The sequence below is a fragment of the Streptomyces sp. NBC_01275 genome (assembly GCF_026340655.1).
Lineage (GTDB): Bacteria > Actinomycetota > Actinomycetes > Streptomycetales > Streptomycetaceae > Streptomyces.
This window is the reverse complement of the sequence record NZ_JAPEOZ010000001.1, coordinates 4,512,938-4,530,357: the sequence shown is the minus strand read 5'-3', so window position 1 is coordinate 4,530,357 and position 17,420 is coordinate 4,512,938. Positions and strand designations below refer to the sequence as shown.

Genomic DNA, 17,420 nt, shown 5'->3' with positions numbered 1-17,420 from the left:
ACTGTGTTGGTTCTGAAACCACGAACAGCCCCACGTCCGGTCACGGCGTGGTGCGGCTGAAACAGTTTCATAGTGTTTCGGTGGTCATAGCGTGAGGGAAACGCCCGGTTACATTCCGAACCCGGAAGCTAAGCCTCACAGCGCCGATGGTACTGCAGGGGGGACCCTGTGGGAGAGTAGGACACCGCCGAACAAATTTTGAGAAAACCCCCGTACCGTTTATTCGGTACGGGGGTTTTCTGCGTTTCGGCTACCGTGGTCCATATGAACTACAAGATCCGTTCCGTACGCGCCGACGAGTGGGCTGCGGTGAAGGAACTGCGGCTCGTCGCGTTGCAGGATCCGGTCGCGCATCTCGCTTTCCTCGAGACGTACGAGGCTGCCGCTGCCCGGCCGGACTCCTTCTGGCAGGAGCGGGCCGTAAGAGCTGCCGGGGGCGCCGGCGGGGCGCAGCAGATCATTGCCGAGGGGCCGGACGGTGAGTGGGTCGGGACCCTGACCGTGCTCCTTGAAGAGCCGGGGACGACCGACTGGGCCGGGTTCGACGTCGGACAGAGGCAGGGGCACATCGTCGGTGTGTTCGTGCGGCCGGAGGTCCGGGGCATAGGGCTGACCGAGGTGCTCTTCGACGCCGGCATCGAGTGGGCCTGGAGCCGTGAGGCCGAGCGGGTCCGGCTCATCGTGCACGAGGACAACGGTCGGGCCCTGCGCTTCTACGGCAAGGTCGGGTTCGTGCCCAGTGGGGTCGTCGTGCCCCTCTCGGAGAACACGGCAGAGCGCACGCCAGAGGGCACGGACGAGCGTGAGCTGGAGATGGTGCTCGAGCGGGCCCTAGACCGGGAGTTCGTGGTGGGGCCAGCGGGCTCTGGCCTGCTCGCGGGAGCGGAGGAGGGCCAGGGTGGGCAGGCCGCGACCCGCGCCGGTGGACAGGAGCTCCGGTAGCTGGGGCAGCGGGGCCACGGCCGCGATGTCGTCGAGGACCAGGGTAAGTGGTGGGTCGAGGCGACCGGAGGATGACCGTTCGGCCATGCGCCGGCCGCGCTCGACCACGCTGGAGACGAGGGCCGTCAGAAGGGGCATCGCGCCCGGGCTGGTCCTGGGGTCCTCGATGGATTCACCGACCACATAGACAGTTCCCCCTTCGGCCACGAAGGAATCCAGGGCGAGGGCATCAGTTCGGTTGGGAGTGCATGCCTCGCGGATGTTGATCGTGGAGAGGGCGGACAGGGCGCGGGAGGTCAACTCCTGGGCGATGTCCCGGCGTTCGGGGTGGGCGGTCAGTGCGGCTTCCAGTTCGCCGGCCGCGCCCGGGGCGGCCTTGGGGCTGGTGCGGAGGGTGCGGACCGCCTCCTGGATGCCGGTGCCCTGGGACCAGCGGTGGACGTGGCGGATGGTGCGGCCGTCGATGGCGGCGGCGTGGAGACAACTGCGGAGGAGGGTCTCCGCGGTGTCGTTCACCGCCTGGTCCAGGCGGGCGGAAGGGCGTACGGGGGCGAGGAGGGCGGTGGCTCTCGCCTTGGCGGTCTCTCTGTCCTCGCAGCCTGTCGTCGGGGACCAGTGGAGGCGGGCGGGGGTGTCGCAGCGGTGGGTGGGGTCGTAGAGGTGGACCGGGCCCAGCTTGGCTCTGGCGTCCTTGGTGTCCTGCCAGAGGGCGGGACTTGAGGTGACGACCAGGATGGGGCCCTCGGCGTCGCGTACGGCCTCGGCGGCGGTGATGTGCCGGATCTCCGCGGGGCCGTACAGCAGTGACGGGGTGGTGGGAATCACGGTCGCCGGAACCGGCAGCGACACCGGCGCCGGTGTCGGCGTCGCTGCCGTCGCCTCGGTCCCCGGTTCCAGGTCGGGGCTCGGCTTAGCCTCCGCTCTCGGCGTCGGCACCTCGTGGTGGGCCGGTGTCTGCTGAGCCTCACGGGCTTCCGGACTCTCGGCCGTCCCTGCGGTCCCCGCCCTCGTCTGCGTCCCTGTCTGCGCCCCCGTCCTCCTCCGTGCCCTTACCGCTCTCCAGCGGGCCAGGGTGCCCATCACGAAGACCGTGAGGACGAAGAGGATCATCAGCTCGCCGATGAGCAGGCCCCAGAACAGGCCGTATCCGGAGAGCGCCGTCTCCCGGGCTTCCGGCCAGGCGCCGGGGATGTCGTGGGGCTGGGCGGCGAGGTGGCGCATGGCCAGGGGGGTGCGGGTGAAGGTGACGCCGGTGGGCCAGGCGCCGTGGGAGAAGAGGGCTGCCAGGCCCGTCGACGTCCAGACCAGCAGCGTCATCCCCAGCAGGAACGCGAGTATGCCCACGAGCAGGCCGTCGGGGATGCCGCCCTGGCCCTCGGGGCCGGGGGCCCGCTTGTCGCCCGGTCTCATGACAACCCCCCGCCGCCTAGGCCACCGTCGACTCGGACGAGCCGTCCAAGTCGGCCAGGTGCTGTTCCATGAAGGCCGCCGCCCGTCGTTCCTGTTCCAGTTCGGCCGCGTGCAGGGCGTCGTCGGCGGCGGCGAGCTGGTCGGCGGAGGACTCCGTCATCGCGCGGTCGGTGAAGACCAGGGGGCGTTCCGTCTCCGTGATCAGGTGTTTGACCACTTGGACGTTGCCGTTGACGTCCCACACCGCGATGCCGGGGGTGAGGGTGGGGATGATCTCCACCGCCCACCTGGGCAGGCCGAGGACCCGGCCCGTCATTCTCGCCTCGTCCGCCTTCTGCGCGTAGATGGTCCGTGTCGAGGCCATCTTCAGGATCGCGGCCGCTTCTTTCGCCGCCGCTCCGTCCACCACGTCGGACAGGTGGTGGACCACCGCCACGAACGACAGACCGAGTCGTCGGCCGAACTTCAGCAGGCGCTGGAACAGCTGGGCCACGAACGGGCTGTTGATGATGTGCCAGGCCTCCTCGACCAGGAAGATGCGCTTCTTCCGGTCGGGGCGGATCCAGGTGTGCTCCAGCCAGACGCCGACGATCGCCATCAGGATCGGCATGGCGATCGAATTCCGGTCGATGTGGGACAAATCGAAGACGATGAGGGGTGCGTCCAGGTCGATGCCGACCGTCGTCGGGCCGTCGAACATGCCCCTGAGGTCACCGTCGACCAGGCGGTCCAGGACGAGTGCCACGTCCAGGCCCCAGGCCCGTACGTCGTCTATGGCGACGTTCATCGCCTCCGCCGACTCGGGTTCGGGGTGGCGCAGTTGCTCGACGATGTCGGTCAGGACCGGCTGGCGTTCGACGATCGTCTCGTTGACGTAGGCGTGGGCGACCTTGAGGGCGAAGCCGGAGCGTTCGTCGAGGCCGTGGCCCATCGCGACCTCGATGATGGTGCGCAGCAGCGCCAGCTGGCCGGTCGTCGTGATCGACGGGTCCAGCGGGTTGAGGCGGATGCCGTGGTCCAGGGCGGCCATCGGGTCCAGGCGGATGGGGGTTATCCCCAGCGCCTGCGCGATGAGGTTCCATTCGCCCACGCCGTCCTCGCCCTGGGCGTCCAGGACGACGACCTGGCGGTCGCGGAAGCGCAGCTGTCGTAGGACGTACGTCTTCTCCAGGGCCGACTTGCCGTTGCCGGACTCGCCCAGGACCAGCCAGTGCGGGGCCGGGAGCTGTTGGCCGTACAGCTGGAAGGGGTCGTAGATGTAGCCCTTTCCGGAGTAGACCTCGCGGCCGATGATCACGCCGGAGTCGCCCAGGCCGGGGGCGGCGGTCGGGAGGTAGACCGCCTGGGCCTGGCCGGTGGACGTGCGGACCGGCAGCCGGGTCGTCTCGACCTTGCCGAAGAGGAAGGACGTGAAGGCGTCGGTGAGGACGGACAGCGGGTCCCGCATGAGGTCCTACCTCCGAATGCCGGTGGCGAAGGGGAGAGTGTTCACGAACGCGCGGTGGTGCTCTCGGTCGCACCACTCCAGCTTCAGGTACGACTTTCCGGCCGACGCCCTTATCGTCCGCTTGTCGCGGGCGAGGGCCTCGGGGTTGCGGGAGGAGACGGTGATGTAGCCGACCAGGTTCACGCCGGCCGCGCCGCTCGCCAGGTCCTCGCCGCGCTGGTCCAGGCGGGAGTGGGCGGCCACGTCACGCGGGTCCACGGTGCGGTTCATCTTGGCGGCGCGGCTGGCCTCCGCCTCGTCGTTCGTCTTCTCGGTCAGCATGCGTTCGATGGCGACCTCGGTGGGTTCGAGGTCCATCGTGACGGCGACCGTGCGGATGACGTCCGGGGTGTGGACCAGGAGCGGGGCCAGGAAGTTGACGCCGACCGGGGTCATCGGCCACTCCTTCACCCAGGCCGTGGCGTGGCACCAGGGGGCGCGGGTGGAGGACTCGCGGGTCTTGGCCTGGAGGAAGGTGGGCTCCATGGCGTCCAGTTCGGCCGGCCAGGCGTTGCGCCGGGTCATCGCCTGGATGTGGTCGATGGGGTGGTCCGGGTCGTACATGGAGTGCACGAGGGACGCGAGGCGGCCCTGGCCCAAGGGCTGTCGTACGCGGATGTCCGCCTCCTGGAGGCGGGAGCAGATGTCCGTGAGCTCGCGGGCCATGACGACGGCGAGGCCGGCGTCGCGGTCCAGTTTGCGGCCTGCCTGGGGGCGGGCGGCGCGGGCCATGGCGTGGGCCTCGGCGGCGAGTTCGCGGGAGTACTGCATACAGGCGACGAGGTAGGCGCGGTGCTGCTCGCTGCTGGTCGACACCATGGACTGGAGCTGGTCGTAGGAGCGGGAGAGCCACTCCGGGGACTTCTCGTCGCCGCGTACGGCCACGTCCTTGGCGTGCGCGTCGGGGTCGGCGGGGAGGGTGCGGGCGAGCATCTGCAGGCGGGTGACGAAGCCGTCGCCGTTCGCCACGTGCTTGAGCAGCGTGCCGAAGCGGTCGACGAGGGCCTCCTGGTCCTCGCTGTCGCGCAGGCCCACGCCGGGGCCCTCGATCTCGATTGCGGCCGTCACCGTACGGCGGTCGGCGTGCAGGAGTACGGCGATCTCGTCGGGGCCGAAGGGGGCGGCGAGCCAGCTGATGCGGCCGATGCCCGGGGGCGGGCCGATCTCGATCTCCTGGCCGTCGATCCTGGTGCCCGCCTCCATCACGCCGGAGCGGTACGTCGTGCCCTGGCGCAGGCTGCGCTTGTAGCTGCGGTTGATCTCGAACCACTTGTAGAAGGTGCGGTGCTTGTACGGCACGTACACCGCGGCCAGCGCGATCATCGGGAAGCCGCTCAGCAGCACGATGCGCAGGGCGAGGACGGGGACGAGGAGCCCGCACATCATGCCGAGGAACGCGCCGATGACGATGAGCGCGATCTCGCCGGTCTCGCGGTTGCGGCCGACGATCGCGTTCGGCCGGGCGCGGCCGATCAGATATGTACGGCGGGGCGTGACCGCGTGGGACACGTGGGAATCAGTCGTCAACGCCCTTCACCTCCCGTGCGGTTGGTACTGCTGTTGCGGGTGTTGCCGGCGTGCGGGGTGTTCACCGGGTTGCTCGTGCGGGGTGCGGGTGCGGCGGAGGGGACAGATCCGCCGCCTCCGTTCGAGGGGCGCGAGCTGTGCGCGGCGACTCCGCCGGAGGCGGGGTTGGAGGGGCGGGCGCCGCCGGAGCCGGACTGGCCGCCACCGCCGTTGTTGTCGGCGCGGGTGCTGTGCGTCTTGATGCCCTGGGCGACGAGGGTCGCCGGGGAGCTGATGACGGCGGCGGCCTTGCCCTCGGCGCCCTGCATGATGCGGTTGTTGCGGGAGTTCGCGATCTCGTCGCCGAAGCCGGGGACGAAGCGGTAGATCATCGCGCTGGCGAAGATGGCGAGCAGGATGATGGAGAGGCCGGAGACGACCGCGGAGAAGGCGTTGGGGCCGTCGTCCGTGGAGAGGGCGCCGGCGAGGCCGAGGACGATCACGATGACCGGCTTCACCAGGATCACCGCGATCATGATGCCCGCCCAGCGGCGGACGTGGCCCCACAGGTTCTTGTCGACCATGCCGGCGTAGACGACGGTGCCGAGGAGGGCGCCGACGTAGAGCAGTGCGGCTCTGATGACGAGCTCCAGCCAGAGGACGCCGGCGGCGAGGATCGACACCATCGACACGACGATCAGCATGATCGGGCCGCCGCCGATGTCCTCGCCCTTGGCGAGGGCGCCGGAGAAGGTGCCGAAGAACGTGTCGGTCTGGTCGCCGGTGCCCTTCGCGAGGACCTCGCTGATGCCGTCCGTGGCGGAGACGACGGTGTAGAGGATGAGGGGGGTGAAGGCGGAGGCCAGGACGGTCAGCCAGAGGAAGCCGACGGCCTCGCCGATCGCGGTGGTCAGGGGGACTCCGCGCACCGCCCGCTTGGCGACGGCCAGCAGCCACAGCACCAGGGTCAGGACGGTGGAGGCGGCGAAGACGACCGCGTACTGCTTGAGGAACTTCTCGTTGGTGAAGTCGACGTTCGCCGTGTCCTTCACTGCCTCGCTGAGCTTGTCGACGGTCCAGGCGGCGGCGTCGGCGCAGCCCTTGGCGAGGGAGGAGAGGGGGTCGAGGGTGTCGGTGGTGGGCGTGGTGGTGCCGGAGGTGGCGTTGCCCTTCTCGCAGTACTTCTTGGCCTCGCCGGAGATGAGGCTGCAGTCCAGGCTGCTGCTGGGCGAGGCCGAGCCCGACGGCGAGGGCGACGGCGAGGGATCGGGCGACGGGGCCGCGAAGGCGCGGCCGGCCAGCAGGATCGCCGACGTCTGTACGGCGGTCACGGCTGCGGCGAGCTTGAGCAGGCGGTGCGGCTTACCGGGCATACGTGAACCCTCCGTACTCCTGGATGGCCTTGCTGATCTCGTCCGAGGTGGCGGCCTGGTCGTCGCCGGGGACCGGGGCGGGGCCGTTCTTCTGGGTGGCGGCGCTGACCTTCCAGTCGCCGTCGGCCCATCTCAGGTCGAAGGTCCACGTCTTCCAGGACGAGGTGACCGGGTCGGTCGAGCTCGTGCCGGACATGCCGATCAGGCCGAGGTACCAGACGGCGACCTTGGCGGCGCCGTCGGCGTACGACTGGACGGTCGTGCCGACGGGCACCACGCGGGCGACGAAGGTGTCGCCCGCAGGGGCGTTGCCGTCGGCGTCGAGGCCCATCTTGGCGAGGAAGTCGGCGGAGTAGGCCTGGTCCATGGCGCTCTGGAGCTTGGCGGCGGCGTCGGCGGTGTACACGGTGTCGACGAGGGTGTGCCGGATGCTCTTCCGGAACATGCCGGTCCCGCCGAGCGCGGCGGCGTAGTTGGCGGCCGCGGACTGCGCGCCCTGCTGAGTGTGCGCGAAGCCCGAGGGGATGCCGCCCGTCTTCGACTCCACCGGCTCGGTCCCGCTCGCCGCGGTGCTCGCGGTCTCCGGCTTGCCGCCGGCGCCGGCGCCGGTCGACGAGGTGGCGGAAGGGGAGTCGCCGCCTCCGCGGTTCGCGAAGGCGATCGCCGCGATGAGGAGGACGACGACGCCGACCACCGTGACCAGGCTGCGGGAGGAGGAGCGGGCGCCGCGCCGGGGGCTGCCGTAGGGATCGTTCTCGGGCAGGCGCAGCCGGGTCCCGCCCTCGGTGCGCACGGTGGTTTCGCCGTAGTCGTTCTCGTCGCCGGGAGTCATGCCGCGGACGCCCCCTCGCTGCCGTACCGGACCGCGTAGGAATACGACGGTAGCCGTGCTGGTTCCCGCGCGGGCGCGGTGTGGTGACTCGACATCAGGGAAACGCAACCTCAGCCGGTGGGCACGACGGGTGGGTGGGTCGGGAGGAGCCGGGCGTGCCCGGTCGGACGGGAAGGCTCTTCGAACGGGGAGCGGGCTTCGGACGGGCACGGGCTTCGGACGGGAGGGGCTTCGGACGGGAGGGCTTCGGGCTACACGGCCATGCCGTACACGATCGTGAACAGTGTGCCGAGGGAGCCGATGATGAAGACGCCCGTCAGGCCGGCGATGATGAGGCCCTTGCCCTGTTCCGCGCTGAAGGTGTCCCTGAGGGCCGTGGCGCCGATGCGCTGCTTGGCCGCACCCCAGATCGCGATGGCGAGGCAGAGCAGGATGGCGACCGCCATCACGACCTCGATCATCACCTTCGCCTCGTTGCCCAGGCTGCCGAAGGGGCCCCAGTCCGGAGCGATCCCGCCGATGATGGTGTTGATGTCGCCCTTGTCGGCCGCAAACAGCATGTAAGTCACCGCCCCTGGTGGGTAGTTCCGCAGTCCCCTGCGGGTGTGCAGAGGTCACTCCTCATTGTCGCCGACAAAGTCGCCGTCGTATGTCGACTTGGCGTCATTGATGGGCGGGATTCGTACGAATAGCTTTGTACGGTCACTCTGTGTATCACGGCAGGTCACGCCGGGCAATGAGGTCGGAGCGGAACCTGTCGTGTGGTTCCGTCGTTGACCCACTTCACGGTCCCGTGCCGTTTCTGACGGCCGGTCGGGTGAGAGTCCGTCTCGATGTTCTCATGATGGAACGGTAGTAGGCGGGCATGGCGAACGGGCCGCGGCTGGATGCCGCGGCCCGTTCGTCTGTGCCACAGGTGGCCCCCACGGTCCCCTGTGGCCGGCTCTTCGGTCGGTCGCCCGGGGTAGTCCGCCGGGTGACGGTGGGTCAGCCGGTGAAGGCGTCCGTGCCCTCGGGGGTGCCGAGGCCGGTGGGGCCGTCGTAGCCCGACTTGGCGGTGCAGAGGTAGCTGGCGCTGGAGGAGCAGGTGCCGTTGCTGCCGCTGGTGACGTCGTTCAGCGCGGAGGTGCCGGCGGACGCGTAGGGGTAGGACGCCGGGTAGTCGCTGCTGCCGGGGGTGCCGGCGAGGGCGTAGACCGCGGCGATGATGGGCGACGAGGCGCTGGTGCCGCCGAAGGTGTACCAGCCGGCGGTGACGCCGTAGGAGTCGTACACCGAGACGCCGGTCGCCGGGTCGGCCACGGCCGAGACGTCGGAGATGGTGCGCTTGGTGCAGCCGGTGTCGGTCTGCCAGCTGGGCTTGGCGTCGTAGGCGGAGCAGCCGGAGCCGGTGCCCTCGGTGGAGCTGGTGTTCCAGACCTTCTCGGTCCAGCCGCGGGTGGTGGAGCTCGTCGACAGGGCGGTGCCGCCGACGGACGTCACGTACTTGGAGGCGGCGGGGTACTCGGCGCCGTAGCCCTCGTCGCCCGCGCTGACGGTGATGGCGACGCCCGGGTGGTTGAAGTAGGAGGAGTCGTAGGAGGTGTCGGAGGAGGACTCCGAGCCGCCGTAGCTGTTGGAGACGAACTTCGCGCCCAGCGTCACGGCCTCGTTGACGGCCTTGCCGAGGTTGGCCATGGTCGCGGAGGTGGCCTCGACGAGCAGGATGTTGCAGTTCGGGCAGACGGCGCTGGCCATGTCGAGGTCGAGGGACTCCTCCTCGGCCCAGCCGCTGTCGGCGGTGGGGAGGGAGGTCGTCGAGCCGGTCTGGCTGACCTTCTTGAAGCAGCCGTTGGCGACGGTGCAGGCGGAGAGGCCGTAGTACGAGCGGTACTTGGCGAGGTCGGCGGCGGCGTTCGGGTCGTCGTACGCGTCGACGATCGCGATGGTCTCGCCGGAACCGTCGCTCGCGGCCGCGTCGGTCAGGCCGTAGGCGTCCTGGAGGTCGGAGGGGCCGTAGCCGGAGGGGGTGGTGGCGTCGGCGGCCTTGGGCGTGACGCCGTCCACCTTCGCCTCGTGCTTCTGGAACGCGGTGAGGCCGCCGGTGACGCGGAAGGAGTTACAGGCCAGCTCGCCCTTCTTCTTGGGCGTGGCGCAGGGGGTGGCCGTCCACGTCGCGGCGGTGGAGGTCGCCTTGGCGGTGGCGGCCGTGGTGGCGGCCGTGGACGCGGGCGCCGCGCTCGCCTGGGCCGCGGTGCCGAAACCGGCGAACACAAGGGCGGCGGTGCTGAAGCCTGCGGCGCCTATGCGGCGCCATCTGCCGGATATGGCAGAGGTGTTGGGGGGTGTCGTACGCAACGTACAGCCTCCTGGGCATGGGTGACAGGGGCAGTGCGGGTGGGGGGATGGTGCGTGCCGTCGGTACGTGGTCCCCGGCGGCGGGCGGCGGCCCGCGACGACTGTTGCTTGTTGAGTACGCGACAACAAGACGGGTTGTGGAATTCTGACTTCCGCCATACTCAAGGGGGTTGGGGGATTGCTGACCGATGGCTGGGGGATGGCTCGTCGATGGCCGGAACTTGACTTGGGGCACAGAGGGGTCACAGGTACGGGGGGATGAGGGAGCAGCCGGTGCTCGGGCTCTCGGGCGGCGGGCTGGAGCTGCGGCCCCGGGGTTGACCGGAGGGAACGACGTCGGTCTCGCCGGAGGCGGCGCGGAGATCGTGTACTGGCTGCCGCCGGCGGCACGGGGTGGCGGCGTCGCCGTCTAGGCCAGGTGCCAGGCGGTGCGGCGGCTGACCCGGTGGGCCGTTCGACGACCTCGGTCTGCACCGGCTGCGACGGTGCCGCGCGGTGGCCGACGAGGCGTCCTGCCGGGTGGCGGTGAAGGCCGGGTGCGCGTACGAGGGGACGATGCGGGGGGCGTTGCTGCATGCGGACGGCCAGCACGACCGGCATCGGCATGCGGTGGTGCAGGGCGACGTCCGAGACGCAGTTCGCGGTGGTTCAGGCCGGGATCGGAGGCGGTGAGCGCCGTGGGTGTGCGCAATGCGGCGGACGGCACATGGTCTACGGGTTCTCGAGGATCCCTTCCACGAAGTGGTCGAACTCGCCTGCTTGTACGCCCAGTACGAACGCGTCCCACTTGCGGCGGTTGGTCGTGACGACGTTCTCCGGGTCGCTGGTCTCGCGGAGGTAGACGGGGGCCTCGCCGTCGTCGCCCTCGCCGAAGGCGATCTCGATCCAGGGGCCTGGGCCGGTCGCCTCCGGCGGGGCGGCGCGGATCCAGGTGAGGTCGGGGGGGATGTCAGACACGGGGTTCCTTTTTGGGGGCGGTGGGGGCGGCGGCTGTGCGGACGCCCGCGCGCAGCCAAGCGTAATACCCCGACTTCCCTCAGTGATCGGAAAGGTGCTGTGGGCCCCGAGTGCGGGTAGCGTCGGGAGGGCTGTCTGACGTTTCTCTCACCTTGGTGGGCCACAGTGACCCGGATGAAGCGAAACGCCCTGCTCGGTGCGGTCGTGCTGCTGGCCGTCACCTCTGCCTCCGAGGCGGCCGCCGACGACGGGCCGGGGCCCTTCGGGGTGACCGTCGTCGCGGCGGCCACGGCGGAGTCGGCGCGGGTCGGCGCGCTGTTCGACGCCGAGGACGCCACGGACGCCGGCAAGCGCGCCGGTGCGCATTTCTGTACCGCCTCCGTCGTGCACAGCCCGCACCGCGACCTCGTCGTCACCGCGGCCCACTGTCTGGGCGGGGGCGGCGACCTCGCCTTCGTGCCCGGGTACCGGGACGGCAGAGCGCCCTACGGCGTCTGGAAGGTCGAGCGGTCCTTTCTGCCCGACGGGTGGGCGAAGGGGGAGGACGAGGACAGTGACGTGGCGTTCGCGGTCCTCGCGTCGCACGGCCGCAAGGCCGTCGAGGACGTCGTCGGCGGGAACCGGTTTGCGGCACGTACTACCACCGGCGCCACCGCCGTGACCGTCACCGGGTATCCCGACTCCCGCGAGGCGCCGATCCGCTGCGTCAACAAGCCCGCGCAGCACAGCAGCACCCAGCAGCGCATCGCCTGCCCCGACTTCACCGGCGGCACCAGCGGCAGCCCCTGGGTGAACGGCGACGGGCAGGTCGTCGGCGTCCTCGGCGGACACGAGCAGGGCGGGGCCACCGCCGACATCTCCTACAGCGTGGTCCTGGGGGCCGAAGCGGCGGAGCTGTATCGGGACGCGGCGAGCGATCCCTGAGGCCGGCGCCCACCCGTCCTCGAGGTCAGCTCAGGGCGCTCACGATCAGGAACACCAGCCAGCTGCCCACCAGCGCGACCCCTACGTATGACAGGGGACGCTTGAAGATCGGCTTGCCGGGGTCGAGGGTGGCGGCGGTGGGGGTTGCGTGGGGGAGCTTGGCGATCTTGAAGTGGGTGTAGAGGTTCCAGGCCAACGTCAGCCAGCACAGCAGGAACAGGGAGAGGAAGCCGAACCAGCCGCCCGCCAGGGTCTTGGTCGTCATCTCGCGGTGGATCGCGGTCGCGCAGGTGCGGCAGAACGGCCCCTCCGCCTTGGCCGTCCTCATCACCAGGACGAGTCCCGTGTGCTGGCGGATCTCGAGGTCGGCGGAGGCCGGCTGGGCGGTGCATATCCGGCAGGCCGGAGCCGGAGCGCCTACGGGGTACGTCCCGGGGTAGGGCTGCTGTCCATATGCCGGTTGTCCATATGCCGGTTGTCCATATGCCGGTTGTCCGTATGCCGGTTGTCCGTACTGGCCGTACGGCCCCTGCGGCTGCGGCTGACCGTATCCCGGTGCCGCGTAGGCCGGATGTTGCGTCCCGTTCGGCGTGTAACCCCCTTGTGGCGCCGCTGGATTGTGCTGAGGGGGGTACGGGGTCGCCACGTGCGGGTTCTCCTTCTGCGTGATCACCCCGGAGGGCGGGGACCGCCTCTACACTGGCCGGGGCGGACTCCGGGGCGGCGAGGGGCGGTTGACGGTGCGTAAGGCATGGATCGTAGCGACCGCTGCCGTCGGTGCCGGGGTCGCCTTCGTGATGGTGCTCGTCGTCAGCGTGTACGTCGTCGCCGGGAACCTCACGAACGGGGTCGGCGCGGGGACCAAGTCGCTCGCCAAGGGCGCCGTTCCCGCCGCTTATCAGGCGCTCGTGCAGAAGTGGGGCAATCTCTGCTCCGCCATCAATCCGGCGCTGCTCGCCGCGCAGCTCTATCAGGAGAGCGGATTCAACCCGAGGGCGCAGAGCGGGGCGGCCGCCCAGGGAATAGCGCAATTCATCCCGGGCACATGGGCCACGCACGGCGTCGACGGCGACGGCGACGGCGATCGCGACGTCTGGGATCCGAATGACGCGATTCCATCGGCCGCGACCTACGACTGCCAGCTCGCGTCCTACGTGAAGAAGGTCCCCGGGGACATCACCGACAACATGCTCGCCGCCTACAACGCGGGGGCCTACGCGGTCATCAAGTACGGGGGCGTGCCGCCGTACAAGGAGACCCAGAACTACGTGAAGACGATCACGACTCTGGAGGACTCCTTCGCCGCGCCCGCCAGTCGGGTGGATCCGTCCGAGCAGGCCGCCGGGGCCATCTACTACGCCCAGAAGAAGCTCGGCACGCCCTATCTCTGGGGTGGGAACGGCACGGCTGACCAGGGCGGACGGTTCGACTGCTCCGGGTTGACCAAGGCCGCCTACGCGAGCGTCGGGATCACGCTGCCCCGGGTCGCCAACGACCAGTACAACGCCGGGCCGCACCCCAAGCGGAGCGAGCTGCTGCCGGGGGACCTGGTGTTCTTCTCCACCGACCCGAACAACTCGCGGGCCATCCACCACGTGGGGATGTACGTCGGCGGCGGGTACATGATCGACGCGCCCTACACGGGGGCGGTCATCCGCTTCGATCCCATCGACACGGCCGAGTACTTCGGGGCCACCCGCGTCACCGAAGATGGCGCGAAAGCGCTCCCCACGACCGTGTGACCGGCCGTGAACCCACCCCCTGAGCTGCGGCTATGTATCTCTCTTCGATAACGTCTGAGTGATCTTTCAGTGGAGAGTGGAACGTATCAACCGGGGCCGTGCGTTCCTGTTGAGCGGGCGCATGTGAGGTGCGCAGAGCAATACACGACGAAGGGGCCGCAAGCACCATGGCTGGACTCGCCGAATCCGGGTCGAACCCCGACGTCGACCTGCTTTATGACATAAACGGGCTCGCGAAAGACGCTCCGCACTGGTTCGACCGGATCGTGGAGTTCGTCGGCGAGTACGGACTGCTGCTCGCCATGGTGCTGCTCATCGTGTGGTGCTGGTGGACCGTACGGCGTCGCCCGAGCGGCGCGGAGGAGGCCGCCTCGTCCGTCGCCGCACTCGTCTGGGCGCCCCTCGCGGCCGGCGTCGCGGTGCTCGTGAACGTGCCCATCCGCGGATTCGTGGAGCGGCCGCGGCCCTTCCTCGACCATCAGGGGCTCGACGTCCTGGTCTCCGGCAAGACCGACTACTCGTTCGTGAGCGACCACGCCACCCTCACCATGGCCATGGCGGTCGCACTGTTCGTCGCCCACCGCAGATTCGGGCTCGTCGGGCTGGGGATCGCCCTGCTCGAAGGGTTCTGCCGGGTGTACATGGGCGTGCACTACCCGACCGACGTGGTGGGCGGCTTCGCCCTCGGCACCGCGGTCGCCCTGCTGCTCTCGCCCCTCGCCTCGATGCTGCTGACCCCGGTGCTGAAGGCCGTCGACCGGTCGCCCCGGGCAGGCTGGATCGTCCGGAGCCGCTCGGCCCGGACCGGCGCCCGGGACGCGCTGATCCCGGGGGCCAGGACGGAGAACTCGACGGCCTCGGCGACCGAGGAACGGGACCTCGCCGCCTGACCTCCGGTGTCCACAGCGCCGACGGCGCCTACAAGGCTTGCGGGTAGGTGAAGAAGCCCGTCGGGTCGTACTGCTTCTTCAACTGGGTCAGGCGCGGCAGCGCGTCGCCGTAGTACGCCTTGCGCCAGTTCGTCAGGGTCGGGTCCGCGTAGTTCTGGTAGGCGGCGCCCGAGGCGTACGGGGTCATCGCCTTGTGGGCCGTCGTCAGCCAGGACTGGGCCGCCGTGCCCGTCGTGCCCGCGCGCCAGGACGCGATGTACTGGGCCAGCATCCGGGAGCGGCGGTGGACGAACGCGGTGGCCGTCGGCGAGACCCGGTTGACCGCGCCGCCCAGCGCGGTCAGCGCGATGCTGCCCGAGCCGCCGTTCACCGTCTTCACCTGCTTCAGCAGCGTCTGGATGCCCGCCGCCGACAGGGACTTGTCGAAGAAGTCCGAGCGGGCCGCGTACGTCTCCCGGCCCAGCGCGCCCTGCGGGGAGCGGCCCGGCGTCGAGCCCGGCAGATGGCACTGGGCGTCGGAGGAGAAGGAGGAGCAGCCGGCGTAGATCTCCATCGCGTCCTCGTACGTACGACGGCGCAGGGAGACGCTCGTCGCGGAGGCGCCGACGCGGTCGGCCAGGCGGTCGACCGCGTTCTGGAGCTGGCCGTAGGTGCCGATGCAGAACGCGGCGACCGAGATGGTGGGGGTGCCGCCCGCCGCGTTCGCCAGGTGCAGGGACGACCAGATCTCGTCGGGCTGGGACGGGCCCCACTCCTGCCAGGCCTTGACCACCGCGGCCGCCTTCGACCAGGGCCAGGTGAGGTAGCCGGTCACCGCCTGGGGCGCGGGGTGGGTCTTGAAGTGCAGTTCCGTGACGACGCCGAAGTTGCCGTTGCCCGCGCCGCGCAGCGCCCAGAACAGGTCCTTGTTCGTGGTGGCGTCGGCGACGAGCTGCTTCCCGTCGGCCGTGAGGATCGTGGCCTGGGTGAGGCTGTCGCAGGTCAGGCCGTAGGCGCGGGAGACCACGCCGTGGCCGCCGCCGAGGACCAGACCGGAGACGCCGACCGTCGGGCAGGAGCCCGCCGGGATCGTCACGCCCTTCGCGGCGAGCGCGCGGTAGACGTCGATCAGCTTGGCGCCCGCGCCCACGACGGCCGTCGTGCCGCTCGCCCGGACGCGGTTCAGCTTGGACACGTCCAGGATCAGCCGGCCGTCGCCCGAGGACCAACCGCCGTAGGAGTGGCCGCCGTTGCGGATCGCGACCTTGGTGCGGTGGGCGCGGGCGTAGGAGAGGACCGTACGGATGTCGTCGGCGTGGGCGACGTAGGCGACGGCGGCCGGCTTGAGGGCGTCGAAGCGGGTGTTGTAGAGCTGGCGGGCCGCGGGCCAGGAGGCGTCGCCGGGGCGGACCAGGATGCCGTCGAGGTCGCGGGCGAGGGCGGCCCAGGTGGCGGGGGCCGCGGCGCTCGTCGTCCGCAGAGAGGTGTGGTCGGAGGTGTTCGTGGCGCTCGCGGAGCCGGTGGCGCTCGCGGCGCCGCTCGCACTGCCGTCGACCCTGCACGCGGCCGTGGCCGCCGCCGCGACCGCGGCCGTTCCGCCTGCGATGAACGTACGCCGTTCCATGTTGTCGTCCTGCGCCTTCCGTCGGCCCATCGCCGTCATGGCATCGGGTGCGTGCCCTCGGCTTCATGGAGCGAGACGGGACCATGTGACCACGGGTTCCGGCGGTGACGGAACGGTGACGTCAGCCACGGGCGGGTGTCCTCGGTCGCGTGTGTCCCTCGGTCAGGGGCGCGTTCCTCAGCTGCGGGCGTGTCCCTCCGCGTCCCTGCGCGCCAGGCTTCTCGCTCTGCGGGCCGGGCCGCGCCAGCCGCAGGTGCAGCGGGCCAGGCAGAAACGGCCCTGTTCGATGGTCGTGGTGCTGTGTTCCCCGTCGGCTCCGCCGGAGAGTGGGGGCGCCGAGCCGTCCTGCTGTGTCACGAGGACAACGGTACCCACGATTTGTGAAAGGACCCGTATGGCGGTCGCAAGCCTTCGGTCACGCGTGACGGGGGCACCCACCCGTCGTTATGCGAAACGACAGGGGACCCGTGACGGACGTACCGGCTGGGGGCAGGCAGGCGATGGCGGAGCGGCGGAGGAGGTTCGGTGCGGCGGTCGCCGTAGGGCTGGCGGCCGGGGTGTGCGCGGGCGCCGCCGGGTGTTCCGGGGGCGGCGCGGCCGCCGAGGACGGGCGGGCGGCCGATCCCGTCGAGACCCTGCACCGGGCCGCGGACGCGCTGCGGGAGGCGGGGACGTCGAAGGCGCGTACGTCGATGGAGATGGCCACCGGCGGGACCCGGGTGACCATCCGGGGCGAGGGCGTCTACGACTACCGCAGGCAGCTCGGGGAGCTGAAGGTGCTGCTGCCGCAGGATCCGTCCGGGGCCGTCGAGCACCGGCCCATCACCGAGCTCCTCGCGCCCGGCGCGCTGTTCATGAAGAACCGGGGGGCGGGGGTGCCGGACGACAAGTGGGTGCGGGTGGAGACGGCGACGCTGTCGGACGGGAACCTGGTGACCGGCGGGGCGACCGATCCGTTCGCCGCGGCGGAGGTGCTGCGGGGGGCGCGGACGGCGACGTATGTGGGGAGGACGGAGGTCGCGGGGACCGCCGTACGGCACTATCGCGGGGTCGCCGATCTGGCGGTCGCCGCCGCGGACGCCTCGGCCGGGAGCCGGGGGTCGTTGCGGGCGGCGGCGAAGGGGTTCGCCACGGCTCGGGTGCCGTTCGACGTGTATCTGGACGACGCGGGGCGGATCCGGAAGGTCCGGCACCGGTTCAGTTTCGTCAACGGACGGCAGACGGAGGCGGTCGCGGTCGCCTCGACGACCCTGCTGTACGACTTCGGGGCCGCCGTCGACGTACGGCTGCCCGCGGCTCGGGACATCTACGCGGGGCGCATCGCCGAGGACTGAGGATCCCCTTACGGTCAGATTCGGCCACAGGGTGGGCACAAGGACTAGCCCTTCCGTGCCATGCGCGCGGTGTATACCACTGCC

General features: G+C 70.4%; 15 protein-coding genes, 1 rRNA gene and 1 pseudogene. 6 read left to right on the top strand and 11 right to left on the bottom strand.

All coding sequences use genetic code 11. The features are described from left to right. The first annotated feature begins 76 nt into the window (after positions 1 to 76). Both rrf and OG562_RS19855 read left to right on the top strand, forming a co-directional pair. Positions 77 to 193: ribosomal RNA gene (gene rrf / locus OG562_RS19860) — 5S ribosomal RNA — on the top strand. 71 nt (positions 194 to 264) lie between these two features. Continuing rightward, positions 265 to 762 (top strand): annotated as a pseudogene (locus OG562_RS19855) (GNAT family N-acetyltransferase); the annotation flags it as partial. Positions 763 to 831: 69 nt separating this feature from the next. Here the strand turns inward: OG562_RS19855 and OG562_RS19850 are convergent. The 8 genes from OG562_RS19850 to OG562_RS19810 form a co-directional block, all read right to left on the bottom strand. Then, the gene (locus OG562_RS19850) at positions 832 to 2,352 is read right to left on the bottom strand and encodes a type IV secretory system conjugative DNA transfer family protein (RefSeq protein WP_266399613.1); all 1,521 of its coding nucleotides are present in this window, start codon (positions 2,350 to 2,352) and stop codon (positions 832 to 834) included. Positions 2,353 to 2,368: 16 nt separating this feature from the next. Continuing rightward, on the bottom strand, positions 2,369 to 3,799 hold the full coding sequence (locus OG562_RS19845; protein ID WP_266399610.1) for an ATP-binding protein: 1,431 nt from the start codon (positions 3,797 to 3,799) through the stop codon (positions 2,369 to 2,371). Positions 3,800 to 3,805: 6 nt separating this feature from the next. Further along, positions 3,806 to 5,365 carry an SCO6880 family protein gene (locus OG562_RS19840; RefSeq protein ID WP_266399608.1) on the bottom strand — a complete coding sequence of 520 codons (1,560 nt, stop codon included), beginning with the start codon at positions 5,363 to 5,365 and terminating at the stop codon, positions 3,806 to 3,808. Further along, positions 5,362 to 6,717, bottom strand: a complete 1,356-nt coding sequence (locus OG562_RS19835; protein ID WP_266399607.1) for a hypothetical protein — start codon at positions 6,715 to 6,717, stop codon at positions 5,362 to 5,364. The genes OG562_RS19840 and OG562_RS19835 overlap by 4 nt, the downstream gene beginning before the upstream one ends. Further along, positions 6,707 to 7,549, bottom strand: a complete 843-nt coding sequence (locus OG562_RS19830; protein ID WP_266399605.1) for a hypothetical protein — start codon at positions 7,547 to 7,549, stop codon at positions 6,707 to 6,709. The genes OG562_RS19835 and OG562_RS19830 overlap by 11 nt, the downstream gene beginning before the upstream one ends. A 251-nt stretch (positions 7,550 to 7,800) precedes the next feature. After that, the gene (locus OG562_RS19825) at positions 7,801 to 8,109 is read right to left on the bottom strand and encodes a hypothetical protein (RefSeq protein WP_266399602.1); all 309 of its coding nucleotides are present in this window, start codon (positions 8,107 to 8,109) and stop codon (positions 7,801 to 7,803) included. Between the two features lie 427 nt (positions 8,110 to 8,536). Then, entirely contained in the window at positions 8,537 to 9,886 is a 1,350-nt protein-coding gene (locus OG562_RS19820; RefSeq protein WP_266399599.1) for a S53 family peptidase, read from the bottom strand. 711 nt (positions 9,887 to 10,597) lie between these two features. Next, entirely contained in the window at positions 10,598 to 10,843 is a 246-nt protein-coding gene (locus OG562_RS19810; protein ID WP_266399596.1) for a DUF397 domain-containing protein, read from the bottom strand. 174 nt (positions 10,844 to 11,017) lie between these two features. Between OG562_RS19810 and OG562_RS19805 the strand changes: the two genes are divergently transcribed. Further along, positions 11,018 to 11,767, top strand: coding sequence for a serine protease (locus OG562_RS19805; RefSeq protein WP_266399594.1), 750 nt, complete (start codon positions 11,018 to 11,020; stop codon positions 11,765 to 11,767). 25 nt (positions 11,768 to 11,792) lie between these two features. Here the strand turns inward: OG562_RS19805 and OG562_RS19800 are convergent, their stop codons facing one another. Then, the gene (locus tag OG562_RS19800; protein WP_266399593.1) at positions 11,793 to 12,095 is read right to left on the bottom strand and encodes a hypothetical protein; all 303 of its coding nucleotides are present in this window, start codon (positions 12,093 to 12,095) and stop codon (positions 11,793 to 11,795) included. 406 nt (positions 12,096 to 12,501) lie between these two features. Between OG562_RS19800 and OG562_RS19795 the strand changes: the two genes are divergently transcribed. After that, positions 12,502 to 13,509 (top strand): bifunctional lytic transglycosylase/C40 family peptidase, encoded by a 1,008-nt coding sequence (locus OG562_RS19795; protein ID WP_266399591.1) that lies wholly within the window; start codon positions 12,502 to 12,504, stop codon positions 13,507 to 13,509. Between the two features lie 167 nt (positions 13,510 to 13,676). Then, on the top strand, positions 13,677 to 14,399 hold the full coding sequence (locus OG562_RS19790) for a phosphatase PAP2 family protein (protein ID WP_266399590.1): 723 nt from the start codon (positions 13,677 to 13,679) through the stop codon (positions 14,397 to 14,399). Positions 14,400 to 14,427: 28 nt separating this feature from the next. Here the strand turns inward: OG562_RS19790 and OG562_RS19785 are convergent, their stop codons facing one another. Beyond that, positions 14,428 to 16,002, bottom strand: a complete 1,575-nt coding sequence (locus tag OG562_RS19785) for an FAD-binding oxidoreductase (protein ID WP_266409403.1) — start codon at positions 16,000 to 16,002, stop codon at positions 14,428 to 14,430. Between the two features lie 177 nt (positions 16,003 to 16,179). Then, the gene (locus OG562_RS19780; protein ID WP_266399588.1) at positions 16,180 to 16,359 is read right to left on the bottom strand and encodes a hypothetical protein; all 180 of its coding nucleotides are present in this window, start codon (positions 16,357 to 16,359) and stop codon (positions 16,180 to 16,182) included. A gap of 143 nt (positions 16,360 to 16,502) precedes the next feature. Between OG562_RS19780 and OG562_RS19775 the strand changes: the two genes are divergently transcribed. Continuing rightward, positions 16,503 to 17,336, top strand: coding sequence for a hypothetical protein (locus OG562_RS19775; RefSeq protein ID WP_266409401.1), 834 nt, complete (start codon positions 16,503 to 16,505; stop codon positions 17,334 to 17,336). The last annotated feature ends 84 nt before the right edge of the window (positions 17,337 to 17,420 follow it).